The sequence below is a fragment of the Mycobacterium sp. DL592 genome (assembly GCF_011694515.1).
Classification (GTDB): domain Bacteria; phylum Actinomycetota; class Actinomycetes; order Mycobacteriales; family Mycobacteriaceae; genus Mycobacterium.
The window spans coordinates 2,664,615-2,689,011 of sequence record NZ_CP050192.1 but is presented as its reverse complement, the minus strand read 5'-3'; the positions used below and the strand labels follow the sequence as shown (position 1 = coordinate 2,689,011).

Annotated in this window: 24 protein-coding genes; 15 read left to right on the top strand and 9 right to left on the bottom strand. The window is 68.0% G+C overall.

Going from position 1 to position 24,397, the window contains the following annotated elements; all coding sequences use genetic code 11:
- Window positions 1-128: 128 nt before the first annotated feature.
- The 3 genes from HBE64_RS12940 to HBE64_RS12930 are packed head-to-tail and all read left to right on the top strand — an operon-like array spanning window position 129 to window position 2,357.
- Window positions 129-1,406 carry a bifunctional 3,4-dihydroxy-2-butanone-4-phosphate synthase/GTP cyclohydrolase II gene (locus HBE64_RS12940; RefSeq protein WP_167102563.1) on the top strand — a complete coding sequence of 426 codons (1,278 nt, stop codon included), beginning with the start codon at window positions 129-131 and terminating at the stop codon, window positions 1,404-1,406.
- Window positions 1,407-1,416: 10 nt separating this feature from the next.
- On the top strand, window positions 1,417-1,896 hold the full coding sequence (gene ribH / locus HBE64_RS12935) for a 6,7-dimethyl-8-ribityllumazine synthase (protein ID WP_167102560.1): 480 nt from the start codon (window positions 1,417-1,419) through the stop codon (window positions 1,894-1,896).
- Entirely contained in the window at window positions 1,893-2,357 is a 465-nt protein-coding gene (locus tag HBE64_RS12930; protein ID WP_167102557.1) for a PH domain-containing protein, read from the top strand. The genes ribH and HBE64_RS12930 overlap by 4 nt, the downstream gene beginning before the upstream one ends.
- On the opposite strand, the gene HBE64_RS12925 is transcribed toward HBE64_RS12930, so the two are convergent.
- Window positions 2,344-2,805, bottom strand: coding sequence for a GNAT family N-acetyltransferase (locus HBE64_RS12925; RefSeq protein WP_243841309.1), 462 nt, complete (start codon window positions 2,803-2,805; stop codon window positions 2,344-2,346). The two genes, HBE64_RS12930 and HBE64_RS12925, sit on opposite strands and share 14 nt — an antisense overlap.
- 26 nt (window positions 2,806-2,831) lie before the next feature.
- On the opposite strand from HBE64_RS12925, the gene uvrC reads away from it, so the two are divergent.
- Genes uvrC through whiA form a run of 4 tightly spaced genes read left to right on the top strand, consistent with a single transcriptional unit; the run spans window position 2,832 to window position 7,802 of the window.
- A complete protein-coding gene (gene uvrC, locus HBE64_RS12920; protein ID WP_167102554.1) occupies window positions 2,832-4,829 on the top strand; it encodes an excinuclease ABC subunit UvrC in 1,998 nt (665 codons plus the stop codon).
- On the top strand, window positions 4,826-5,746 hold the full coding sequence (rapZ, locus tag HBE64_RS12915; protein ID WP_167102551.1) for an RNase adapter RapZ: 921 nt from the start codon (window positions 4,826-4,828) through the stop codon (window positions 5,744-5,746). Before uvrC ends, rapZ begins: the two co-directional genes overlap by 4 nt.
- A complete protein-coding gene (gene yvcK / locus HBE64_RS12910; protein ID WP_167102549.1) occupies window positions 5,743-6,828 on the top strand; it encodes a uridine diphosphate-N-acetylglucosamine-binding protein YvcK in 1,086 nt (361 codons plus the stop codon). The genes rapZ and yvcK overlap by 4 nt, the downstream gene beginning before the upstream one ends.
- Entirely contained in the window at window positions 6,825-7,802 is a 978-nt protein-coding gene (gene whiA / locus HBE64_RS12905) for a DNA-binding protein WhiA (RefSeq protein ID WP_167109141.1), read from the top strand. The genes yvcK and whiA overlap by 4 nt, the downstream gene beginning before the upstream one ends.
- A 3-nt stretch (window positions 7,803-7,805) precedes the next feature.
- Here the strand turns inward: whiA and HBE64_RS12900 are convergent, their stop codons facing one another.
- On the bottom strand, window positions 7,806-8,699 hold the full coding sequence (locus HBE64_RS12900; protein ID WP_167102546.1) for an oxygenase MpaB family protein: 894 nt from the start codon (window positions 8,697-8,699) through the stop codon (window positions 7,806-7,808).
- 66 nt (window positions 8,700-8,765) lie between these two features.
- Here HBE64_RS12900 and HBE64_RS12895 point away from each other — a divergent pair, with 66 nt between their 5' ends.
- From HBE64_RS12895 to secG, 5 genes are all read left to right on the top strand, one after another.
- Window positions 8,766-9,491 (top strand): ABC transporter substrate-binding protein, encoded by a 726-nt coding sequence (locus HBE64_RS12895; protein ID WP_167102543.1) that lies wholly within the window; start codon window positions 8,766-8,768, stop codon window positions 9,489-9,491.
- Window positions 9,492-9,585: 94 nt separating this feature from the next.
- The gene (gap, locus tag HBE64_RS12890) at window positions 9,586-10,605 is read left to right on the top strand and encodes a type I glyceraldehyde-3-phosphate dehydrogenase (protein WP_167102540.1); all 1,020 of its coding nucleotides are present in this window, start codon (window positions 9,586-9,588) and stop codon (window positions 10,603-10,605) included.
- A gap of 5 nt (window positions 10,606-10,610) precedes the next feature.
- A complete protein-coding gene (gene pgk, locus HBE64_RS12885) occupies window positions 10,611-11,819 on the top strand; it encodes a phosphoglycerate kinase (protein ID WP_167102536.1) in 1,209 nt (402 codons plus the stop codon).
- 7 nt (window positions 11,820-11,826) lie between these two features.
- Window positions 11,827-12,612, top strand: a complete 786-nt coding sequence (gene tpiA, locus HBE64_RS12880) for a triose-phosphate isomerase (RefSeq protein ID WP_167102533.1) — start codon at window positions 11,827-11,829, stop codon at window positions 12,610-12,612.
- A gap of 30 nt (window positions 12,613-12,642) precedes the next feature.
- Window positions 12,643-12,876: a preprotein translocase subunit SecG gene (gene secG / locus HBE64_RS12875; protein ID WP_047330334.1), complete on the top strand. Its 234-nt coding sequence runs from the start codon at window positions 12,643-12,645 to the stop codon at window positions 12,874-12,876.
- Here the strand turns inward: secG and HBE64_RS12870 are convergent.
- Window positions 12,863-14,536, bottom strand: a complete 1,674-nt coding sequence (locus HBE64_RS12870) for an amidohydrolase (protein WP_167102530.1) — start codon at window positions 14,534-14,536, stop codon at window positions 12,863-12,865. The genes secG and HBE64_RS12870 overlap by 14 nt on opposite strands.
- A 20-nt stretch (window positions 14,537-14,556) precedes the next feature.
- On the bottom strand, window positions 14,557-15,939 hold the full coding sequence (locus tag HBE64_RS12865) for an HNH endonuclease signature motif containing protein (RefSeq protein WP_167102527.1): 1,383 nt from the start codon (window positions 15,937-15,939) through the stop codon (window positions 14,557-14,559).
- Window positions 15,940-16,068: 129 nt separating this feature from the next.
- On the opposite strand from HBE64_RS12865, the gene ppc reads away from it, so the two are divergent.
- The 3 genes from ppc to HBE64_RS12855 all read left to right on the top strand — a co-directional run bounded on the left by ppc (window position 16,069) and on the right by HBE64_RS12855 (window position 19,643).
- Complete coding sequence (gene ppc, locus HBE64_RS12860; RefSeq protein WP_167102524.1) at window positions 16,069-18,864, top strand: phosphoenolpyruvate carboxylase; 2,796 nt, start codon at window positions 16,069-16,071, stop codon at window positions 18,862-18,864.
- 46 nt (window positions 18,865-18,910) lie between these two features.
- A complete protein-coding gene (locus HBE64_RS24860) occupies window positions 18,911-19,033 on the top strand; it encodes a hypothetical protein (protein WP_256367272.1) in 123 nt (40 codons plus the stop codon).
- 196 nt (window positions 19,034-19,229) lie between these two features.
- Window positions 19,230-19,643 (top strand): hypothetical protein, encoded by a 414-nt coding sequence (locus HBE64_RS12855; RefSeq protein ID WP_167102521.1) that lies wholly within the window; start codon window positions 19,230-19,232, stop codon window positions 19,641-19,643.
- A 3-nt stretch (window positions 19,644-19,646) separates the two neighbouring features.
- On the opposite strand, the gene HBE64_RS12850 is transcribed toward HBE64_RS12855, so the two are convergent.
- Genes HBE64_RS12850 through tal form a run of 5 tightly spaced genes read right to left on the bottom strand, consistent with a single transcriptional unit; the run spans window position 19,647 to window position 24,389 of the window.
- A complete protein-coding gene (locus HBE64_RS12850) occupies window positions 19,647-20,033 on the bottom strand; it encodes an ATPase (protein WP_167102518.1) in 387 nt (128 codons plus the stop codon).
- A 4-nt stretch (window positions 20,034-20,037) separates the two neighbouring features.
- Window positions 20,038-20,781: a 6-phosphogluconolactonase gene (pgl, locus tag HBE64_RS12845; RefSeq protein WP_167102515.1), complete on the bottom strand. Its 744-nt coding sequence runs from the start codon at window positions 20,779-20,781 to the stop codon at window positions 20,038-20,040.
- A 16-nt stretch (window positions 20,782-20,797) separates the two neighbouring features.
- The gene (gene opcA, locus HBE64_RS12840) at window positions 20,798-21,709 is read right to left on the bottom strand and encodes a glucose-6-phosphate dehydrogenase assembly protein OpcA (protein WP_167102512.1); all 912 of its coding nucleotides are present in this window, start codon (window positions 21,707-21,709) and stop codon (window positions 20,798-20,800) included.
- Window positions 21,706-23,277, bottom strand: coding sequence for a glucose-6-phosphate dehydrogenase (zwf, locus tag HBE64_RS12835; RefSeq protein ID WP_167102509.1), 1,572 nt, complete (start codon window positions 23,275-23,277; stop codon window positions 21,706-21,708). Before zwf ends, opcA begins: the two co-directional genes overlap by 4 nt.
- The gene (gene tal / locus HBE64_RS12830; RefSeq protein WP_167102506.1) at window positions 23,274-24,389 is read right to left on the bottom strand and encodes a transaldolase; all 1,116 of its coding nucleotides are present in this window, start codon (window positions 24,387-24,389) and stop codon (window positions 23,274-23,276) included. The genes zwf and tal overlap by 4 nt, the downstream gene beginning before the upstream one ends.
- Window positions 24,390-24,397: the final 8 nt, after the last annotated feature.

The window sequence follows — 24,397 nt, the reverse complement described above, 5'->3', positions numbered from 1 at the left end:
CGCATATTCAGGCCCGAGACCGCCGGCAGTCGACTAAGCGGACCGTTGACAAGGACGGGCAATAACTCGGGTCCACTCGTGGTTCATACTGTGTGCAGCAGAATCAGGGCAGAGGGCAGGCGGCGAGGATGACGAGGCTGGACACCGTCGAACGGGCGGTTGCCGATATCGCGGCGGGCAAGGCCGTCGTCGTCATCGATGACGAGGACCGCGAGAACGAGGGCGATCTGATCTTCGCCGCCGAGAAGGCCACCCCCGAGCTGGTGGCGTTCATGGTCCGTTACACCTCGGGCTACCTGTGTGTGCCTCTGGACGGCGACATCTGCGACCGTCTGGGTCTGCTGCCGATGTACGCAGTCAACCAGGACAAGCACGGCACCGCCTACACCGTCACCGTGGATGCGAAAAACGGTGTGGGAACTGGTATTTCGGCCTCTGATCGGGCCACCACCATGAGGCTGCTTGCTGATCCTTCCAGCGTTGCCCAGGACTTCACCAAGCCCGGCCACGTCGTCCCATTGCGCGCCAAGGACGGCGGGGTGTTGCGCCGCCCGGGTCACACCGAGGCCGCTGTGGACCTGGCCCGGATGGCCGGCCTGCAGCCGGCGGGGGCGATCTGCGAGATCGTCAGCCAGAAGGACGAAGGCGCGATGGCCCAGACCGACGAGCTGCGCGTCTTCGCCGACGAGCACGATCTGGCCCTGATCTCGATCGCCGACCTCATTGAATGGCGTCGCAAGCACGAGAAGCACATCGAGCGGATCGCCGAGGCGCGCATCCCCACCCGCCACGGTGAGTTCCGCGCAGTGGGCTACTCCAGCGTCTACGAAGAGGTCGAGCACGTCGCCTTGGTGCGCGGCGACATCGCCGGCCCGGAGAACGACGGCCACGACGTGCTGGTGCGGGTCCACTCGGAGTGTCTCACCGGGGACGTGTTCGGTTCGCGCCGATGCGACTGCGGGCCGCAGCTGGACGCCGCGCTGGCGATGGTGGCCCGCGAGGGCCGCGGAATCGTGCTCTATATGCGCGGCCACGAAGGCCGCGGCATCGGGCTGATGCACAAGCTGCAGGCCTACCAGCTGCAGGATGCCGGCGCCGACACCGTCGACGCCAACCTCGAACTCGGCCTGCCCGCCGACGCCCGCGACTACGGCATCGGCGCCCAGATCCTCGTCGACCTCGGTGTGCGCTCGATGCGGCTGCTCACCAACAACCCGGCCAAACGGGTGGGCCTGGACGGCTACGGGCTGAACATCATCGAGCGGGTGCCGTTGCCGGTGCGCGCCAACGCCGAGAACATCCGCTATCTGATGACCAAGCGCGACCGGATGGGCCACGACCTGACCGGTCTCGACGACTACGACGAAGCAGTGCGACTGCCCGGCGACTTGGGCGGAGCCCTGTGAGCGCCGCCAAATGAGCGGGGGCGCAGGCATTCCGGACCTTCCGGAGATGGACGCCTCCCAGGTGTCGCTGGCGATCGTGGCCAGCACCTGGCACGGAAAGATCTGCAACGCTCTGCTCGACGGCGCCCGCCGCGTCGCCGACGACTCCGGTATCGCCGAGCCGACAGTGGTGCGGGTACTCGGAGCCATCGAGATCCCGGTCGTAGCACAGGAACTCGCGCGCACCCATGACGCGGTGGTCGCCCTCGGTGTGGTGATCCGCGGCCAGACACCGCATTTCGACTATGTGTGTGACGCGGTCACGCAGGGCCTGACGAGGGTCTCGCTGGACGCCTCGACGCCGGTGGCCAACGGCGTGCTCACCACCGACAACGAGGAGCAGGCCCTCGATCGGGCCGGGCTGCCCGATTCGGCCGAGGACAAGGGCGCCCAGGCGGCGGCCGCCGCGCTGTCGACGGCGTTGACACTGCGCCATCTGCGCGGAGCATGACCGGATCCACGACCGAGTGGGATGTCGTGCTGCGGCCACGACTCATCCGGATCGTCGCCGTCGTCGCGGCGTTCGTCGTCGCGGTGGCCGGCATCATCGTCGGGCTGCTGTACAAAATCAAGTTCACCGGAGCGTTCATCCAGCCCGCCGACCAGGTGGCCGTCGCAACCCTCGGCGTGGTTCTGGGTGCGGCGATCCTGCTGCTGGCGATGCCGCGGGTGCGGGTCGGCCCTGCCGGAATCGCGGTGCGCAACCTTCTGCTGGAACGTGTAGTGCCCTGGGACGAAGTGGTCGACGTCAGCTTCCCCGAGGGGTCCCGCTGGGCGCGTGTGGACCTCGCCGCCTACGAGTACATCCCGGTGGTGGCCATCCAGGCGGTCGACGGCGAGCGGGCCGTCGAGGCGATGGAGGCCATGCGCTCCCTGATGGCGACCTATCGCAACGGCGTCACGCCAGCCTGAGTCGCATCGCCACCTCGGTGCGGCAACCGTCACCGATCTCGACGAATCCGAAGCCCTCGTAGACCGAACGGGCCACCACGTTGTCGCGCGCCATCCGCAGCGTCACCGCGCGCGCACCGCAGCGGCGGGCCCAGTTCAGCGCGGCCGCGACGAGCTCGCGGCTCAGGCCGCGGCCACGCACCCGCGGGTCCAGCCACAGCGAGTACAGGTACACGGTGCCGGGACTGGCCACGTGGGCGGCGATCAGGCCCGCCGGCCGTTCCGCGACGACCGCGACGAACTGGGCGTGCTCGCGCAACCGCTGGCGCCACTGCGGCGCCGACATCGCCGACTCGCTCAGGTACTGCTCATCGGAGGTGCCCAGCGCGTCGGCCAGCGCCCGCAACCGGAGCTGAGCGAATTGCTCCCAGTCCGACTCGGTGAGGCGGGTGATGCGCGCCGTGGGCACGCCCTCGACGGTACTAACCTGAGAACGTGCCCGATCCCGCGACGTACCGCCCGGCGCCCGGATCGATTCCCGTCGAGCCGGGTGTCTACCGATTCCGGGACCCGCACGGACGGGTTATCTACGTCGGCAAGGCCAAGAGCCTGCGCAGCCGCCTGACGTCCTACTTCGCCGACCTGTCCAGCCTGCATCCGCGAACCCGGCAGATGGTGACCACCGCGGCCAAGGTGGAGTGGACGGTGGTCACCACCGAAGTCGAGGCCCTGCAGCTGGAATACAACTGGATCAAGGAGTTCGACCCGCGGTTCAACGTCCGCTACCGCGACGACAAGTCCTATCCGGTGCTGGCGGTGACCCTCAACGAGGAGTATCCGCGGCTGTTCGTCTACCGCGGCCCGCGCCGCAAGGGCGTCCGCTACTTCGGGCCCTACTCGCACGCCTGGGCCATCCGGGAGACTCTCGACCTTCTCACCCGGGTGTTCCCGGCCCGCACCTGTTCGGCGGGAGTGTTCAAGCGGCACAACCAGATCGGCAGGCCCTGCCTGCTGGGCTACATCGACAAGTGCTCGGCGCCGTGCGTCGGGCAGGTCAGCGCCGAGGAGCACCGCAAGATCGTCGCCGACTTCTGCGACTTCCTGTCGGGCAAGACCGACCGGTTCGCCCGGGAACTCGAGCATCAGATGAACGCCGCGGCCGCCGAGCTGGACTTCGAACGCGCCGCGCGGTTGCGCGACGACATCGGTGCGCTCAAGCGCGCGCTGGAGAAGCAGGCTGTGGTGTTCGGCGACGGCACCGATGCCGACGTTGTCGCGTTCGCTGACGACGATCTGGAAGCGGCGGTCCAGGTGTTCCACGTCCGTGGCGGGCGGGTCCGCGGGCAGCGCGGCTGGGTCGTCGAGAAGCCGGGCGACCCCGGCGACTCCGCCGAGGCGCAGCTGGTCGAGCAGTTCCTCGCCCAGTTCTACGGCGATCAGGCCGAATTAGGCAGTGCTGCAGACGAATCCACCAACCCGGTCCCGCGGGAGGTGCTGGTGCCGTGTCTTCCGCCCAACGCCGGGGAGCTGGCCGACTGGCTGTCCGGGCTGCGCGGGTCGCGGGTGACGTTGCGGGTGCCGCAGCGCGGCGACAAGAAGGCACTCGCCGAGACGGTGCACCGCAATGCCCAGGATGCGCTGCAGCAGCACAAGCTCAAGCGGGCCGGGGACTTCACCGCGAGATCGGCTGCCTTGCAGAACATTCAGGAATCCCTCGGGTTGGCCGCGGCGCCGCTGCGTATCGAGTGTGTCGACATCAGCCACGTGCAGGGCACTGATGTGGTGGCATCGCTGGTGGTGTTCGAAGACGGGCTGCCTCGCAAATCGGACTACCGGCACTTCGCCATCAAGGAAGCTGCGGGGGAGGGGCGTTCCGATGACGTCGCCTCCATCGCCGAGGTAACCCGCCGCCGGTTCCTGCGCCACGTGCACGACCAACAGGACCCCGACCAGATGACCGCAGAAGGCAAGTCCCGCAAGTTCGCCTATCCGCCCAACCTCTATGTCGTGGACGGCGGCGCCCCGCAGGTCAATGCGGCGCAGGCGGTGCTCGACGAACTCGGCGTCGACGACGTCGCGGTGATCGGGCTGGCCAAGCGGCTCGAGGAGGTGTGGGTGCCGGCCGAAGCAGACCCGCTGATCATGCCGCGCAACAGCGAGGGTCTGTATCTGCTGCAGCGGGTCCGCGACGAGGCGCACCGTTTCGCGATCACCTACCACCGCAGCAAGCGCTCCAAGCGGATGACGGCCTCGGCGCTGGACTCGGTGCGCGGCTTGGGCGAGGCTCGCCGCAAGGCGCTGGTCACCCACTTCGGATCGCTGGCCCGGTTGCGTCAGGCCACGGTCGACGAGATCACCGCGGTGCCGGGTATCGGGGCCACCACTGCAGCGGCGGTACTGGAAGCGCTAGGGGTGTCGGTGGATTCGCCGGTATCGGCTGCAACCACCGACCCGGTCGACGATGATCGGACTGCGCAACAGGCATCGCGATGACCGAAGACGACACAGCTGAAGACAGGCGGATCCCGGTGGTGGCCGAACCCGATGCGGGTATCGACGTAGTGCTGGTGACGGGCCTGTCCGGCGCCGGGCGGGGAACTGCCGCCAAGGTCCTCGAGGACCTTGGCTGGTATGTGGCCGACAACCTGCCCCCGGAGCTCATCGCGCGGATGGTCGACCTGGGGCTGGCTGCAGGGTCGCGGATCACCCAGCTCGCTGTCGTCATGGACGTGCGTTCCCGTGGCTTCACCGGCGATCTGGACTGGGTCCGCAACGAACTTGCCACCCGCGGGATCCATCCGCGGGTCCTGTTCATGGAAGCTTCCGACGACATCCTCGTGCGCCGGTACGAGAACAACCGGCGCAGCCATCCGCTGCAGGGCAACCAGACTCTGGCTGAGGGCATCGCCGCCGAGCGGACCATGCTGGCCCCGGTGCGCGCGACCGCCGACCTGGTGATCGACACCTCGACGCTGTCGGTGCGGGCGTTGCGGGAGAGCATCGAGCGGGCGTTCGGGGGTGAGACGATCGCCCAGACCAGCGTCACCGTCGAATCGTTCGGTTTCAAGTACGGCCTGCCGATGGACGCCGACATGGTGATGGACGTCCGGTTTCTGCCGAACCCGCACTGGGTCGACGAGTTGCGCCCGCAGACCGGTCAGCATCCGGCGGTCCGCGATTACGTGTTGAGCCAAGCGGGCGCCTCGGAGTTCCTGCAGACCTACCATCAGCTGCTGGAGCTCGTCGTCGACGGCTACAGCCGAGAAGGGAAGCGATACATGACGGTGGCGATCGGCTGCACGGGTGGTAAACATCGCAGCGTCGCCATGGCCGAGGCATTGGCGGGCCTGCTCGACGACAACCGGCAACTCTCGGTCCGGGTCCTGCACCGGGATCTGGGACGCGAATGAGTGTGACGACCGGCGAGGTCAGCCCTCGCATCGTCGCGCTCGGCGGCGGACACGGCCTGTACGCGACCCTGTCGGCGGCGCGTCGTATCACCCCGCACGTGACGGCGGTGGTCACCGTCGCCGACGACGGTGGTTCGTCGGGGCGGCTGCGCAGCGAGCTCGATGTGGTGCCCCCGGGTGATCTGCGAATGGCGTTGGCCGCCTTGGCTTCTGACAGTCCGCACGGCCGACTATGGGCCACCATCATCCAGCACCGGTTCGGCGGCAGCGGTGCCCTTGCCGGCCATCCGATCGGCAACCTCATCCTCGCCGGGCTCAACGAGGTGCTCGCCGATCCCGTGGCCGCGCTCGACGAACTCGGCCGGGTACTCGGGGTCAAGGGGCGGGTGCTGCCGATGTGTCCCATCGCGCTGCAGATCGAGGCTGACGTCGCCGGGCTGGAAGGCGATCCCCGGATGAGCCGGGTGATTCGGGGTCAGGTCGCCGTGGCCACCACGCCGGGCAAGGTGCGCCGGGTGCGCCTGCTGCCCGGTGATCCGCCGGCCACCCGGCAGGCTGTCGACGCGATCATGGCCGCCGACCTCGTGGTGCTCGGACCGGGCTCCTGGTTCACCAGCGTCATCCCGCATGTGTTGGTCCCTGGTCTGGCCGCGGCGCTGAAGGCCACCACCGCGCGCCGCGCCGTGGTGCTGAACCTGGCCGCCGAGCCGGGGGAGACCGCGGGCTTCTCGGCCGAGCGCCATCTGCACGTGCTGGCCCAGCACGCCCCGGGCTTCGCGGTGCACGAGATCGTCGTGGACGCCGCTTCGGTGCCGTCGGACCGCGAACGTGAGCAACTTCGCCGCACCGCGAGCTTGATAGAAGCGTCAGTTCAGTTTGCCGACGTGTCCAGACCTGGTACACCTTTACATGACCCGGCGAAGCTGGCCGCAGCGCTCGAAGTTGTGCGCACACGGGGAACCGTTCCCGCGACACAGACGCTTCCTGCCGCTGCCCCCATGCGAGCCGGGGTGCCGCGACAGGGGGACGGGGTGGAGGGAACGAGTGAAAACGTACCGAGAGGTGACGACCCGTGGCGATGACTGCCGAGGTGAAGGACGAACTGAGCCGGCTGGTGGTCAACTCCGTAAGCGCTCGCCGGGCCGAGGTGGCTTCGCTGCTGAGGTTCGCCGGCGGACTGCACATCGTCGCCGGCCGGGTGGTCGTGGAAGCCGAAGTGGATCTGGGCATCATCGCCCGGCGCCTGCGTAAGGACATCTACGACCTCTACGGCTATAACGCGGTGGTGCACGTTCTTTCGGCCAGCGGTATCCGCAAGAGCACCCGCTATCTGGTTCGCGTTGCTAAAGACGGTGAGGCGCTGGCCCGGCAGACCGGTCTGCTGGACATGCGCGGCCGTCCGGTGCGTGGCCTGCCCGCCCAAGTGGTCGGCGGCAGCGTCGGCGACGCCGAGGCGGCCTGGCGCGGAGCGTTTCTGGCGCACGGATCGTTGACCGAGCCCGGCCGCTCGTCGGCGCTGGAAGTCAGCTGCCCGGGACCCGAGGCCGCACTGGCACTCGTCGGGGCCGCGCGGCGCCTGGGTGTCAGCGCCAAAGCCCGCGAGGTGCGCGGAACCGACCGGGTCGTGGTGCGCGACGGCGACGCCATCGGTGCGTTGTTGACCCGGATGGGCGCCCAGGACACCCGGTTGATCTGGGAGGAGCGCCGGATGCGCCGCGAGGTGCGCGCCACGGCGAACCGGCTGGCCAACTTCGACGATGCCAACCTTCGTCGCTCGGCACGCGCCGCGGTGGCCGCCGCCGCCCGCGTCGAGCGGGCACTGGAAATCCTGGCCGACACGGTGCCGGAGCACCTGGCCGCGGCGGGCCGGCTGAGGGTCGAACACCGGCAGGCCTCGCTAGAGGAACTCGGCCGACTGGCCGATCCGCCGATGACCAAAGATGCTGTGGCAGGACGTATTCGACGACTGCTATCGATGGCAGACCGCAAGGCCAAGCAGGACGGGATCCCCGACACCGAGTCGGCGGTCACCCCGGACCTGCTCGAAGACGCCTGAGCGTCAGCTCGAAAGCTGTTCGGCTGCAGTCACTTCCGGCTGGTTTGCGGCAAGGGCCCAGCGAATCGTGCCCACCAGTGCGCGGCCGGCGAAGCGAATCCCGGTGGCCTCTACCGGGGGCAGGTAGGGCAGCCGCAGCGGCAGCCGCGCCCACGCCGGCAGCATCGCCACCGATGCCGCGGCCAGTACGCCGTAGGGCATCCGCGCGACGAGCGGCAGCGGCGGGGTGAGAAGTAGGAATCGGGCCGCGTCGCGGGCGGCCTCGGTGCTGTGCAGCTCGGGGCGGAACGCGGCGATGCGCTCGGCCAGTTCGGCCTCGTTGCGCGGCGGGTTGGGGACGCCGAGTGCTTCGGCGGTGCGGGCGGTGTCGGCGACGTAGCCGTCGCGCCCCTTCTGGTCGAGCGGGGCGGCGCCGTAGAGCTGATGGGCCAGCAGGAAACTGTCCACCTCGGCAATGTGGACCCACTCCAGAAGATGCGGGTCGTCGGCACGGTACGGCCGGCTGTCGGCGGCGGTGCCGTGCACCCGCCGGTGGATTCCCCGCACCCGGTCGACGGCCCGCTGGGCGTCGTCGGCGGTACCGAACGTGGTGACCGCCAGGAACGTGCTGGTGCGCTGCAACCGGCCCCACGGGTCGCCGCGGTAGTCGGAATGCTGGGCGACACCGGCCATCGCCAGCGGGTGCAGCGACTGCAGCAACAGCGCGCGCAGGCCCCCGACGAACATCGACGCGTCGGCGTGCACCTGGCGGATGGGCCGGTCGGCCGCGAACCAGCGCGGTCCCGGGGTGTTGTGGATGCGGTCGCGGTTCTGCGGGCCGTCCGGTCCGGCAACCATCGCGAACAAGCCCTGCCCGAGGCGTTTCCGGACCGGGCCGAGGTCCGGGGTGATCGCCATGTGCGCGACGGTACGCGTCGCCGGAAGCGGCTGTCGATCCTGCGCGAGGTTCGTTACGGTTTCGCCATGACCGGCGGTGAAGGCGTGTTGCGCGTCGGGGCGGCGTTCCCCGATCCGCCGTTCAACTCGGCGGGTGATGACGGCCGCGGCGGCCTCGACGTCGATCTGATCGAGGCGATCGGCCACAGGCTGGGCCGCGCTGTGGAGTTCATCGCCTACCGGGGGCGCGATTTCAACGGCATCTTCGATGCACTGGATTCGGGCGAGTTCGACTGCGTCACCTCGGGCACCACCGTCACCGGTTCCCGCGCGCTCAAAGCATCGTTCTGCGATCCCTACCTGATCTCGGGCCAAGCCCTGGCCGTCGACACCTCCCGACTGCCCGGGGTGCACTCGGTCGACGATCTCGAGGGGCTGACGATCGGTGTTCAGCAGGGCAACACCAGCCAGCCGATCGCCAACCGGCTTGTCGCCGAAGGCAAAGCCGCCCGGGTTCGGGTCTACGACTACAGCAGTATCCGCACCATCGTGCGCGACCTGACCACCGGACGCTGCGATGCCTTCATGAAGCTGGCGCCGGTGCTCACCGACGTCGTCGCGCCGCTGCCCGGCGTCGAGGTGGTGCAGCGCGGGATCACCGCCGAGAAGATCGCGATCGCCGTACCCACCAGCGACGCGGCACTGTTGGCGCGGATCAACGTGGCGCAGGCCGACCTGGAACGGGACGGGACGCTGCCGTCGATCCGGCAGCGGTGGACCGGGTCGGACAGGCTCGACCAGACCGGCGCGTGAGCCGTATCGAACGGACATCGCAACCGGTCGCGCACGCTGTCGGTGTCGCTACTAGGCTGAGCCCGAGCACTGGAAGCGACTCAAGGAGACAGACGTGACGATCCGGGTTGGCGTTAACGGCTTCGGCCGCATCGGACGCAACTTCTACCGGGCCCTGGCGACGCAGCAAGCCGAAGGCAAAGCCAAAGACATCGAGATCGTGGCGGTCAACGACCTCACCGACAACACCACCCTCGCGCACCTGCTGAAGTTCGACTCGATCCTGGGCCGGCTGCCGGAGGATGTCAGCCTCGAGGGCGAGGACACCATCGTCATCGGCAACACCAAGATCAAGGCGTTCGAGGTCAAGGAAGGTCCGGCGGCTATCCCGTGGGGTGACCTCGGTGTCGACATCGTGGTCGAGTCAACGGGCATCTTCAACGACGCCCGGGCCCGCGGACACCTGGAGTCGGGTGTAAAGAAGGTCATCATCTCCGCGCCGGCCAAGGACGAGGACATCACCATCGTCATCGGCGTCAACGACGACAAGTACGACGGCAGCCAGAACGTCATCTCCAACGCCTCGTGCACCACGAACTGCCTCGGCCCGCTGGCCAAGGTCGTCAACGACGAGTTCGGCATCGTGCGCGGTCTGATGACCACCATCCACGCCTACACCGGCGACCAGAACCTGCAGGACGGCCCGCACAAGGATCTGCGCCGTGCCCGCGCGGCCGCGGTGAACATCGTGCCCACCTCGACCGGCGCCGCCAAGGCCATCGGGTTGGTGCTGCCCGAGCTGAAGGGCAAGCTGGACGGCTACGCGCTGCGGGTGCCGATCCCCACCGGCTCGGTCACCGACCTGACCGTCGAGCTCAGCAAGCACGCAAGTGCGGCCGACATCAACGCGGCGCTCAAGGCCGCGGCCGAGGGCAAGCTCAAGGGCATCCTGAAGTACTACGCGGCGCCGATCGTGTCCAGCGACATCGTCACCGACCCGCACAGCTCGATCTTCGATTCCGAGCTGACCAAGGTCATCGACAACCAGGCCAAGGTGGTGTCCTGGTATGACAACGAGTGGGGCTACTCCAACCGCCTGGTCGACCTCGTCGGCCTGGTCGGCAAGTCGCTCTAACAGCGATGACTGTCAAGACTCTTTCCGACCTGCTCGCCGAGGGTGTGGAGGGTCGGGGCGTCTTGGTGCGCTCCGACCTCAACGTCCCGCTCGACGACGGTGTGATCACCGATCCGGGCCGCATAATCGCCTCGGTGCCGACGTTGAAGGCGCTGGCCGAGGCCGGTGCCAAGGTCATCGTGACCGCGCACTTGGGCCGGCCCAAGGGCGGGCCGGATCCGAAGCTCTCGCTGGCCCCGGTCGCTGCGGCGCTGGGGGAGCAGCTGGGCCGCCACGTCCAGCTGGCTCGTGACGTCGTCGGCACCGACGCGCTGGCGCGCGCCGAAGGCCTCACCGACGGTGATGTGCTGCTGCTAGAGAACATCCGCTTCGACCCGCGCGAGACCAGCAAGGACGACGCTGAACGGCTGGCATTGGCCAAGGCGCTGGTCGAACTGGTCGGGGAAGACGGCGCGTTCGTCTCCGACGGGTTCGGGGTCGTGCACCGCAAGCAGGCCTCGGTGTACGACGTGGCGACGCTGTTGCCGCACTATGCGGGCACTCTGGTGGCGGCCGAGGTCAAGGTCCTCGAGCAGCTCACCTCCGCCGGCGAGCGGCCGTATGCGGTGGTGTTGGGCGGCTCGAAGGTGTCCGACAAACTCGCCGTGATCGAGAACCTGGCCACCAAAGCCGACAGCCTGATCATCGGTGGTGGCATGTGCTTCACATTCCTTGCTGCGCAAGGGCTTTCGGTAGGAAGCTCGCTGCTCCAGGAAGAGATGATCGACACCTGCCGTCAGCTGCTGGAAACCTATGGTGACGTGATCCACCTGCCGGTCGACATCGTCGTGGCGGCGGCGTTCGCTGCGGACTCACCGGCGGAAACCGTTGCGGCTGACAAGATTCCGGCCGACAAGATGGGCCTGGACATCGGGCCGGAGTCGGTCAAGAGGTTCAGCACACTGCTGTCGAACGCGCGCACCATCTTCTGGAACGGGCCGATGGGCGTGTTCGAGTTCCCGGCCTTCTCTGCGGGGACCAAGGGCGTGGCCGAGGCCATCATCGGCGCCACCGCGAAGGGTGCGTTCAGCGTGGTGGGCGGCGGCGACTCGGCGGCGGCCGTGCGTCAGCTCGGTCTGCCGGAGGACGGCTTCTCGCACATTTCCACCGGCGGCGGCGCATCGCTGGAATACCTTGAGGGCAAGTCACTGCCCGGTATCGAGATTCTGAATTAGGAGTCCTGTGTCCCGTAAGCCGCTGATCGCCGGCAACTGGAAGATGAACCTCAACCATTACGAGGCCATCGCTCTTGTCCAGAAGATCGCATTCTCGTTGCCCGACAAGTACTTCGACAAGGTCGACGTCACGGTTATCCCGCCGTTCACTGATCTGCGCAGTGTGCAGACCCTTGTCGACGGCGACAAGCTGCGGTTGACCTATGGAGCCCAGGACCTGTCGCAGCACGACTCGGGGGCCTACACCGGCGACATCAGCGGTGCGTTCCTGGCAAAGCTGGGATGCACGTTCGCCGTCGTCGGTCACTCCGAGCGGCGCACCTATCACCACGAGGACGACGCACTGGTGGCCGCCAAGGCCGCCGCGGCGTTCCGGCACGGCCTGATCCCGATCGTCTGCATCGGCGAGCACCTCGACGTGCGCGAGGCCGGCAATCACGTGGAGTACAACGTCGAGCAGCTGCGCGGCTCACTGGCCGGGCTGACTAATGAGCAGCTGACCAACGTCGTCATCGCCTACGAGCCGGTGTGGGCGATCGGCACCGGCCGGGTGGCCAGCGCGGCCGACGCGCAGGAGGTCTGCAGTGCGATCCGCGCTGAGCTGGCCAACATCGCAACTCCCCAGATCGCTGCGGGTGTACGCGTGCTCTACGGCGGCTCCGTCAACGCCAAGAACGTCGGCGAGATCGTCGCCCAGGAGGACGTCGACGGTGCCCTGGTCGGGGGTGCATCCCTGGATGGGGAGCAGTTCGCAATCCTCTCGGCGATCGCTGCGGGCGGGCCGCTGCCGTAACCGAGGCGCGAACCCGGTATTCTGGCTGCCATGGTTTTGACCCTGCAGATCATCCTGGTGGTCACCAGCGTCCTGGTGGTCCTGTTGGTGCTGTTGCACCGCGCCAAGGGTGGCGGCCTGTCGACCCTGTTCGGCGGCGGCGTGCAGTCCAGCCTGTCCGGTTCTACCGTGGTGGAGAAGAACCTCGACCGCCTGACGTTGTTCGTCACCGGCATCTGGGTGGTGTCCATCATCGGCATGGCGCTGCAGATCAAGTACTCCTGACCGGAAACCATCGGCCGTCGTAGACGGTCCCCAGCACCGGGATCGTGTTGATCGCCCCCGGGTTGACTGCGTAAGGGTCCTCGGCGAGCACCGTGAAGTTGGCCATCTTGCCCACCGTGATGCTGCCCAGCTGGTCTTCCATCCGCCACGAGTAAGCGGCCTCGATCGTGACGCCCCGCAGCGCGTCGTGCACCGAGATCCGCTGTTCGGGTCCGGCTATTCGCCCATCCGGCGTCCGGCGATTGACGGCGCACCAGGCCAGCGTCAGCGGCGCGGCAGGCCCCATAGGGAGGTCGGAGTGCAGCGACAGGGGAATGCCGCGGCGAAGGACCGATGCCGCACGCACCATCGTGTCGGCCCGTCCGGGGCCGAGTCCGTGGCGGGCGTACTGGTCGGCGAAGCCGACGGGGTAGTAGGGGTTGGCTGAGACGATGCAGCCCAACTCGGCGATGCGGTCGACCTGTTCCTCTGTCGAGTTGGCGAAGTGCACTATGACGGTCCTGTGATCGGCACGAGGATGAGCGGCCTGACATTCGGCAATGGTGTCGAGAACAAGGTCGAGCGCGGCGTCACCGTTGACGTGGATGTGCAGTTGCCAGTCGGCGTGCCAGTAGGCCTTCGCGAATGCGCGAAAGGTGTCGGGCTGCATCATCCACTCGCCGTGATGGCACAGGTCGGGGTGGCCCGCGTCGTCGAGATACGGGTCGCGCATCTGCATCAGCTGGCTGATGATCGCGCCGTCGGCGAACAGCTTCACCTGTTTGGGAAGCAGCCGCACCTTGCCCGCGGAGGCGCGAGCCACTTGGCGTTCGGCGTCCGCCACCGCATCACCCGGATCAAGCCCCGAGTCAGCCTGACTACGGGCGTCAACCAGAAACGTTGACAGGAAAGGGGTTTCGTCGTCCGCGAGGAGCTCCTGATACAGCGGCCACGGTTCGATATCCCACATGATGCCGGGCTCGTTGATCGCGGTGACCCCGTTGCGGTGCAGGTAGTCCACCAGCTGGCGTAGCCCCGCGGTGAGCCGCTCAGCATTCATGAACACCGGCGACAGCCGTGTCAGGAGCAGATTCATCCCCATCTCCCACCAGTGCCCGCCATCGAAGTCGACCATCTCGCCGGCTGGGCCCTGGTCGGCCATGTCGGCGGCGGTGAGGCCGAGCGCGTCGATGGCGGCGCTGTTGAGGAACCACTCGTGGCACGAGCGCTGCCACACCGCAATCGGGCGGGTCGAGCTGATGGCGTCGAGCGCCGCTCGGTCCAGCGGCCCGTGCCAGAGTTTGTGGTAGCCCCAGCTGAACAGCCACTCGGCAGGATCGGCCAGTCCCTGGTGGGCCACGGCGAGGCGAGCCCGGTAGCTCTCCGGCGACGTCGCGGCCGGACAGCTCCGTCCCGGGAGGTCCCAGTCTTCGATGGCGATGACCTCTGTGGTCAGCGTCGTCGCTCCGAGGATCGGATGCAGGTGCTGGTCGATCAGGCCTGGGCAGACAATCGCATCGGCGAACGCGTCGTCGACCTCGCCGGAGCCGCGTAGTTCGTCAACCTCGCCGACGGCGACGATCCGGCCGCCGGCCACGGCTACCGCGGTGGCCTCCGGATGCGCCGGATCCATCGTGATGACCCGTCGCGCAATGAATACCGTCGTCGAATCGCCCTGCACACCTGCGATCCTGCCCCGCCTCACGGGGAGTCGCCCCCGTCTTCGAGTAATCGCTCGGGGTGGTGGACCTCGTTGACCCGCGGGGGACCGGTGCCGTCCGACCACGCGATGCGTCCGTCCCCGGTCACCGTCGTGTCGTACACACCGTCGGTCGCCGCGTCGTGGTCGCCGTAGCAGCCGAAGTACAGGTTGTCGGCATCGGTCGGCCCGCCCGCTCGCCAGGCCCGTGCGTGATGCACTTCGCAGTCGTATCCCCGCACGAAGCAATTCGGTTTGGTGCAGCCGCCGTCTCGGGCGTGGCAGATGATCCGATGGTCCGGCGTTGCCAGGCGTTTGGAACGGCCAAGGTAGAGCGGTCGTGCCGAGTGGTCCTCGAATACCGCGAGATAGTGGACGGACCCACTGGCCATGCGGATCAGATCGCGCATCGGAAGCCGGCCGGTTCCCCCGGTCCGCGCCGGCGGCGGCATCGGCACGTCGGGATCGTTGACCGCACGCGCGGCCTGGTCGAGTTCGGACAGGGTGGTCGTCACGACAACGGTCACCGGCATTCCCCGATGCTTGCCCAGGGCACCTGACCCGATCGCCGCTCGCAGGGCCAGCTTCAGCGCGTCGTGGCCGCGTTGTTCGCAGCTTCGGGTGTCGCGCTCGTCGCCGTCGGGCTGATGGCGCCCGGGGCGCACCGCCGCGATCACCGCCTCCAGGTAGGAGCGGGCCTCGGGGTCGAGCCAGCCGGACAGTCGGCTCATCCCGTCGGCGCCCTGGCGGCCCAGCCGCAGGCTGCGGCGCCGGGCGCGATCCTCGTCGGTGAAGTTGCCGTCGGGATTGAGGCAGTCCGCGATCGTCGCGCCGACCACGGTGACGAACTGTGAATCCTGTTCGCGGGCATGGCGTACCAGCGCCCGCTCCGCCCTCTCCTTGTCGCGGGCTGACACCGACGCAGGCAACAGGTCCAGCGCCCGGCAGACGGCGCTGATGTGGTCGTCGCCGACGTCGCCCGCGTGCACCGCGGCGGCCAGCTCGGGCAGTTCAGGTGCGAGCGGTGGCCCGGTCAGCGATCGGCGGGGCCGGATCCGTGCCGCGACCCGGAAGCGTCGGCGCACCTCGCCGCCGGTCAGCCGAAGCCGGGCGGCCAGCGCGTCGCGCATCTTGACCCCGACGGGTAGCCGTCCGTCGTCAGGACCGTCCATCGGCTCGGCGATCTCGCCGAACATCCGGTAGGACAGCCCCCGGTTGGTTCGCTGCTGATATTCCAGCCGTTCGGCCATCTCGATCCGAAAAGCATTGCCCACCAGGTCAGTACATGTCGTCCGCAGCCGGGTGTAAGCACCCTCGATCGCATCGAGCTCGGCGCGAACCACCTCCTGCACCGCCTCGGCGGTCAGCGGTTCGCACGCGGTCATGAACCCACGTTATCGAACATATGTTCCCACTTGGCGGGCAAGCGGCCGGGCTGTGGATGAATCGGGATCTGTGGATGGTCTGGCGCCCCTCGTCCTGCGGGCTGGCCACCCCGCGCCGATACTGGACACATGGCAGAGGTCTCTGATGTGACGCTCGAACCGATCGGTGCCGTGCATCGCACCCAGGTCGGGCGGGAGGCCACCGAACCGATGCGCCGCGACATCCGCCTGCTCGGCGCGATCCTCGGCGACACGGTGCGTGAACAGAACGGCGAGGAGGTTTTCGACCTCGTCGAACGGGCCAGGGTGGAGTCATTCCGGGTCCGCCGCTCCGAGATCGACCGCACTGAACTGGCCCGGCTCTTCGACGGAATCGACATCCACCGGGCTATCCCGGTCATCCGCGCCTTCACCCACTTCGCCCTGCTGGCCAACGTCGCCGAAGACATCCACCGGGAGCGTCGCCGCGCCGTTCACGTCGCGGAAGGGGAGCCGCCGCAGAACAGCACGCTGGCCGCCACCTACCGCAAGCTCGAGGCGGCCGAACTCGACGCCGACACCGTCGCCGCGGCGTTACGCGGGGCGCTGGTCTCGCCGGTGATCACCGCCCACCCGACGGAGACCCGCAGGCGCACGGTGTTCGACACCCAGCACCGCATCACGCAGCTCATGCGGCTGCGGCTGCACGGCCAGGACGAGACAGAGGACGGCCGGCCCGTCGAAACCGAGCTGCGGCTGCAGATCCTCACGCTCTGGCAGACGGCCCTGATCCGGTTGTCCCGCTTGAAGATTCAAGACGAGATCGAAGTCGGCCTGCGCTACTACCCGGCGGCATTCTTCGAGGTGATCCCTAAGGTCAACGCCGAGGTGCGCGACGCGCTCCGCGCCCGGTGGCCGGGCGCCGAGCTGCTGCCCGAGCCGATCCTGCGCCCGGGGTCGTGGATCGGCGGCGACCGCGACGGTAATCCGAATGTCACCGCCGACGTCGTGCGGCTGGCGACCGGCAGCGCCGCCTACACCGCGCTGGCGCATTACTTCGCCGAACTGACCTCGCTCGAGCAGGAGCTGTCGATGTCGGCCCGGCTGGTCAAGACCTCTGACGAACTGCAGGAGCTGGCTGCAGGACTGGACGAGCCGGCCCGCTCCGACGAGCCCTACCGCAGGGCGTTGCGCGTGGTGCACGCCCGGCTGACCGCCACCGCCGCGAACATCCTCGACCGCCAGCCCGAGCACATTCTCGACCTGGGGCTGCCGCCTTACAGCACACCGGCGGAACTGCTGGCCGATCTCGACGTCATCGGTGATTCGCTGGGGCGCAACGGAAGTGGCCTGCTGGCCGATGACCGCTTGGCGCGCCTTCGCGACGCGGTGGACGCCTTCGGGTTCCACCTCAGTGGGCTGGACATGCGGCAGAACTCCGAAACGCACGAGCAGGTGGTCGCCGAGCTGCTGGCGTGGGCAGGCGTGCACGCGGACTACGCGTCGCTGCCCGAGCCGGAGCGGGTGGAGCTCCTGGTCGCCGAGCTGGCCACCCGCCGCCCGCTGATCCGCGACGATGCCGAGCTGTCCGAGCTCGCGCGCAAGGAGCTCGACATCGTGTTCGCCGCAGCGCGGGCGGTGCGGGTCTTCGGCGCTGCGGCGGTGCCCAACTACATCATCTCGATGTGCCAGTCGGTATCAGACATGCTCGAAGCGGCGATCCTGCTCAAAGAAGCAGGACTGCTGGATGTTTCGTCGGAGCAGGTGTACGCCCCCGTCGGGATCGTGCCGCTGTTCGAGACCATCGACGACCTGCAGCGCGGATCGTCGATCCTGGAGTCGATTCTCGACCTGCCGCTGTACCGGGCGATGGTGCACGCCCGGGGCGAGAGTCAGGAGGTCATGCTCGGCTACTCCGACTCGAACAAGGACGGGGGCTACCTCGCGGCCAACTGGGCGCTCTACCGGGCTGAGCTGGACCTGGTCGAATCCGCCCGCAAGACCGGAATTCGCCTACGGCTGTTCCACGGCCGCGGCGGCACCGTGGGACGCGGCGGCGGGCCGAGTTACGACGCCATCCTGGCCCAGCCGCCGGGCGCGGTCAACGGCTCGCTGCGGCTGACCGAACAGGGTGAGGTGATCGCCGCCAAGTACGCCGAACCCCGCATCGCGCACCGCAATCTGGAGACGCTGCTGGCCGCGACGCTGGAGTCGACACTGCTCGACGTCGAGGGTCTCGGTGACGCCGCCGGGCCCGCCTACGAAGTGCTCGACGACCTCGCCGCACGCGCGCAACGGGCATACTCCGAATTGGTCCACGAGACACCGGGATTCGTCGAGTACTTCAAGGAGTCCACCCCGGTCAGCGAAATCGGCTCGCTCAACATCGGCAGCCGCCCCACCTCCCGCAAGCCCACTACGTCGATCTCCGATCTCCGGGCGATTCCGTGGGTGCTGGCCTGGAGCCAGTCGCGGGTGATGCTGCCCGGCTGGTATGGCACCGGCACCGCCTTCGAGGAGTGGATCGCCGGCGACGAGTCCAGGCTCCACGTGCTGCAGGACCTCTATGCCAAGTGGCCGTTCTTCGCCACCGTGTTGTCCAACATGGCGCAGGTGCTGGCCAAGGCCGACATGGGGCTGGCGGCCCGCTACTCCGAACTGGTCGCCGACGCCGAACTGCGGCAGCGGGTCTTCGACAAGATCCTGGCCGAACACGACCGCACCATCCGCATGCACAAGCTGATCACCGGCCACGACGACCTGCTGGCCGACAACCCGTCGCTGGCCCGGTCGGTGTTCAACCGGTTTCCCTACCTCGAACCGCTGAACCACCTTCAGGTGGAATTGTTACGTCGATACCGCTCCGGGGACACCGACGAACTGGTGCAGCGCGGCATCCTGCTCACCATGAGCGGCCTGGCGACCGCCCTGCGCAACAGCGGCTAGCCGAACGTCGCGGAACCGGCGGCCGCCGGGCACCGTCGAAGTCGGTATGACGCAACCCGGTGAGGTCTCGATGGACAACACAGCCGAGCTGATCGGCCCTCTCCCGTTGGTGCCACCCCCGGTTCTGGCCGACTGGAGCGTGGCCGATCCGGCCGACGGCTGGTGGTGACCCCGGCGGGTCGAGGTTTGCCAGATTCTGCCATCCGGGTGTCATGGTTACGTTCGGTGCTCTTCGCCTGAGACACAACATTTTTGGTGGGCCGCGACATCGGCAATATTTGGGTATTGTCCGGGCCGGAACTATGACATCATTCAGCGGCCACCGGTGTCGCCGGCTGGGTGTCGCATCGCTGACCGGAGGCTCATTGACTGTGACCCACGTGCTGTTCGTCGCAGCGCCACACGCATCGGCCCGCGCCTTGGCCGAATCCATGCTGCAGTGTTTCGGTATCAACGCGGCGACGATCGCCGTGGCGGACCAGTGCACGGCCCAGACCGCGTCCGCGGCCGTCGGCCTACCGCTCGGCGTCGACTATCACGCCTTTCGCGGTCCGGAACTTCCCGCCAGGGTCAGCGCGATCAGCTTGACCGGTAGTTACCTGCGCAAGGTTCGCGAGGAGTTTGCCCACGTGCCCGAGTTGCCGACACTTCTGTTCGGCGCGACCCATGTCGTCCGGGTCGTTCACGACCTGGCCGAGGCTGCGGCAGAGACGGCGATCAACGGCTTCGGCCGGCACCACCGCATCCGTCGCCTCGAGGTCGAGAAGCTGCCGGGCTAGCGCTCAGTGGGCGGCGCGACGCACCGCGTTGACCATGCCGCGCACCGCCGATTCGGTCGCCGCCAGCGGTGACATCACCGCTTCGCCGATTCCGACGATCCGCTCCACTCGCGCGACGACGCCCTCCATCCGCGCGACGACGGCGTTGAGCCGCGGTGCCAGTTCGTCGATCCTGGTCAAGGTGGTGTTGAAGACGCCCAAGGTTTCCTCGAAGTACTCCATGGTGCCGTTCATCCCGCTCAACGTCTTGTTCAGATCGGTGAGGGCCTCACTCATGCCGACCAGGATCGTGTCGAGTTGATCGACGGTCACATCGGCGTTCAGCGCCGCCTGCGCGAGCGTCTTGATCCGGTCGCGGCCGCTTCGGGGCGGCGGCGTCTTGTCAACCATCAGGTCAGTGTGTCAGCTTGCTCGCGGCCGTGGCGTCGAGTAGCCAGACCGTCGCCTCGCGCCCGATCGCGCCTGCCGCCGGGATGTCCGCCGGTTGCGCACCGCCGATCGCCTCGGCCACTGCGTCGGCCTTGGCCTCGCCGGAGACCACCAGCCACACCTCCCGCGAGCGCTGCACCGCAGGCAACGTCAGCGTGATGCGCCGCGGCGGCGGCTTGGGGGAGTCGGCCACACCGACCACCAGACGTGTCGTCTCCAGGGTGGCCGCCGAGTGCGGGAACAACGAGTTGACGTGTCCCTCGCCGCCCATGCCGAGCAGATGGACATCGAAAACCGGTGCCGGCTCGCCGGGTTCGGCGATCGCGGCCAGGACGTTCGCATAGTCGGCTGCTGCCGCGTCGAGGTCGTCGCCGAACTCGCTGTCGCTGGCTGCCATCGGATGGACGTTGGCAGCCGGGATGGCAACATGGTCGAGGAGCGCTTCGCGGGCCTGCTTGGCATTTCGCTCGTCGTCGTCGGCAGGCACGTAGCGCTCGTCACCCCAGAACAGATGGACCTTGGACCAGTCGACGTCGTCGTCGTGGGCGCCGACGTGCTTGAGCAGCCCGATGCCGGTGCCCCCGCCGGTGAGCACGATCAGGGCCCGCCCGCGGGCGGCGATGGCGCCGGTGATCGCCCCGACGAGCCGGTCCCCGGCGGCGGCCACCAGGGCGTCGGTGTCGGGGTAGGTTTCGACGATTCGGGTCATGTCGGTGTCAGGCCCCTCACGAGTAGTTCACGTTGTCGATGCCGGCCAGCGCCTCGTGGTAGATCTCGTCCGCGTCGAGACGACGCAGGTCCTCGGCCAGACAGTCGCGGGTCTCCCGGCGTGGCAGCGGCAGCAGCGCCTGGGGCCGGGCCGTGCGGCTCAGCGTGGCGGTGACACCGTCCTGCGGGCGGCTCAGTGTCACCGTCTCCGACGGCCGGACCAGTTGGACCTTCAGTTCGCCGGTGGTGCGTGTGACGGTGCCATCTATCCGGCTGGCCAGCCAGCCGGCCAGGATGTCCAGTGCCGGTTCACTTTCCAGGCCGGACACCACGGCCGAGGTCACCGGCTCGTACGGCGGCTGGTCGATGGCAGAGGCCAGCAGCGCCCGCCAGTAGGTGATCCGGCTCCAAGCCAGGTCGGTGTCGCCATCGGTGTAGCCCGCGAGCCTGCTCTTGATCGAGGCCAGCGGATCTGCTGCTCCCGTGGCGTCGGTGATTCGGCGAATGGCCAAGCGGCCCAGAGGATCCTGGGCGGGCACGGCGGGCGCCGCCCCGGGCCACCAGGCGACCACCGGGGTGTCTGGCAGCAGGAACGGCAGCACCACGCTGCTGGCATGCGCCGACAACGGTCCGGAGATCTTCAGCACCACAACCTCGCCGGCACCCGCGTCGCCGCCCACCCGCAACTGGCCATCGAGGCGTGGCTCGGCGGCCAGGCGGTCGTCGGGCACCACCACGATGATGCGGCAGGGATGCTCGCGGCTCGCCGACACTGCCGCCTCGATCGCGTCCTCGACCTGATCGAGGCTGTCCGGGGCGACGACCAGGGTCAGGACGCGGCCCAGCGTGATCGCGCCGCCCTCCTCGCGCAGCGAGGTGATCCGCTTGTTGAGGTCATTCGTCGTGGTGGCAGGGAAATCGACGATCATGGCCGCCTCCATTCCCGGCCAGAGCGCTGCAGCATCTCGAAGGACGACTCCGGGCCCCAGGTGCCTGACTCGTACGGATCCGGCTTACCGTGTGACGCCCAATAGTCGAGCACCGGATCCAATATCTCCCAAGACAATTCGACCTCGGCGTTGCCGGGGAACAGTGAGGGTTCGCCCAGCAGCACATCGAGGATCAACCGCTCGTAGGCCTCCGGGGAGTCCTCGGCAAAGGCCGACCCGTAGGAGAAGTCCATGTTGACGTCACGCACTTCCATCGCACTGCCGGGCACCTTGGAGCCGAACCGCAACGTGATTCCCTCGTCGGGCTGGACGCGGATCACCAGGGCGTTCTGCCCGAGCTCCTCGGTCATGGTGGCGTCGAACGGTAGGTGCGGCGCCCGCTTGAAAACCAGTGCGATCTCGGTGACCCTGCGCCCCAACCGTTTTCCGGTTCGTAAGTAGAACGGCACCCCTGCCCACCGTCTGGTGTCGACGTCGAGGGTGATCGCCGCGAACGTCTCGGTGGTGGAGTCCTTGGAGAAGCCCTCCTCGTCGAGCAGCCCGACCACCTTCTCGCCCCCCTGCCATCCCGCAGTGTACTGCCCGCGCGATGTGGTCTGATCCAGCGGCTGGGCCAGCGAGGTGGCCGAGAGCACCTTGATCTTCTCGGCCCGAACCTCTCTGGGGTGGAAGCTGACCGGTTCTTCCATCGCCGTCAGCGCCAGCAGCTGCAGTAGATGGTTCTGGATCACGTCGCGCGCCGCGCCGATGCCGTCGTAGTAGCCGCCCCGGCCGCCCAGGCCGATGTCCTCGGCCATCGTGATCTGGACACTGTCGACGTAGTGGCTGTTCCAGATCGGCTCGTAGAGCTCATTGGCGAACCGCAGCGCCAGGATGTTCTGCACGGTCTCCTTGCCGAGGTAGTGGTCGATGCGGAACACCGACTCCTCGGGAAAGACGCTGTTGACCAACGAGTTCAGTTCGATCGCGCTCTGCAGGTCGTGGCCGAACGGCTTCTCGATGACCACCCGGCTCCAGCGGCCCTCCTGCTGGCGGGCCAGCCCGGACTTCTTCAGCTGCTCGCACACCTGGGGGAAGGCCTTGGGCGGAATAGACAGGTAGAAGGCGTGATTGCCACCCGTGCCGCGGTCGACGTCGAGCTTCTCCAGCGTTTCGGAAAGCCGGACGAAAGCAGCGTCATCGTCGAATGTCCCGCAGACGAACCGGATCCCCTCGGCGAGCCGGTCCCACACCTCCTGGCGGAACGGGGTGCGGGCGTGCTCTTTGACGGCGTCGTAGACGATCTTGCCGAAATCCTCGTCGGCCCAGTCCCGCCGGGCGAAACCGACCAGGGAGAACGACGGTGGTAGCAGCCCGCGGTTGGCCAGGTCGTAGATCGCCGGCATCAGCTTCTTGCGCGCCAGATCGCCGGTCACACCGAAGATGACGACCCCGCACGGCCCGGCGATACGGGGCATCCGCTTGTCGCGCTTGTCGCGAAGCGGGTTGCGCCACCCCGCCGGGGCGGGCGCAACCACTCCGGGGACCGGCTGCTGGTCGTCGCTCATTTCGCGGCGTCGAGCTGGCCCTGTGTCGCGTCGAGCAGTTCCTGCCACGACTTCTCGAACTTCTCCACGCCCTCGTTCTCGAGTGTCAGGAAGACGTCGCGAATGTCGATGCCGATGGCGTCGAGGTCGTCGAAGACCTTCTGCGCCGCCTGCGCGGTACCGGTGATCGTGTCGCCGGTGACCACGCCGTGGTCGGCGACGGCGTCGAGGGTCTTCTCCGGCATCGTGTTCACGGTGTTGGGTGCGACCAGTTCGGTCACGTACAGGGTGTCGGAGTAGTCCGGGTTCTTCACCCCGGTCGACGCCCACAGCGGTCGCTGGACCCAGGCACCGGCCTCGGCGAGCGGCTCGAACCGCTTGCCGCCGACGAACACCTCCTCGTAGGCCGCGTAGGCGAGGCGGGCGTTGGCGACACCGGCCTTGCCGCGCAGTGCCAACGCCTCCGGCGAACCGATCTTCTCCAGGCGGGCGTCGATCTCGGTGTCGACCCGGGAGACGAAGAACGACGCCACGGAATGAATGGTGTTCAGGTCGTGGCCGGCCTGCTTCGCGGCCTCGAGGCCGGCGAGGTAGGCGTCCATGACCGCGCGGTGGCGCTCCACTGAGAAGATCAGCGTCACGTTCACCGAAATGCCTTCGGCCAGAACGGCGGTGATCGCGGGTAGGCCCGCCTCCGTGGCCGGGATCTTGATCAGCAGGTTGGGCCGGTCGACGATCTTCCACAGCTCGATGGCCTGCAGGATGGTCTTGTCGGCGTCGTGGGCCAGACGCGGATCGACCTCGATGGAGACCCGGCCGTCGACACCGTCGGAGGCCTCCCACTGCGGACGCAGAACGTCGCACGCCTCCCGCACGTCGTCGGTGGTGACGGTGCGGATCGTCGCGTCGACGTCGGCGCCACGCTCGGCGAGCTCGGCCACCTGCGCGTCATAGGCGGTGCCCTTGGACAGGGCGGCCTGGAAGATCGACGGGTTGGTGGTGACACCGACGACACTCTTGGTGTCGATCAGTTCCTTGAGGTTGCCGCTCCGCAACCGGTCCCGGGACAGGTCGTCGAGCCAGACGGAGACGCCCGCGGCGGCCAGCGCCGCGAGGTTGGGATTCTGTGCCATGGCAGGTT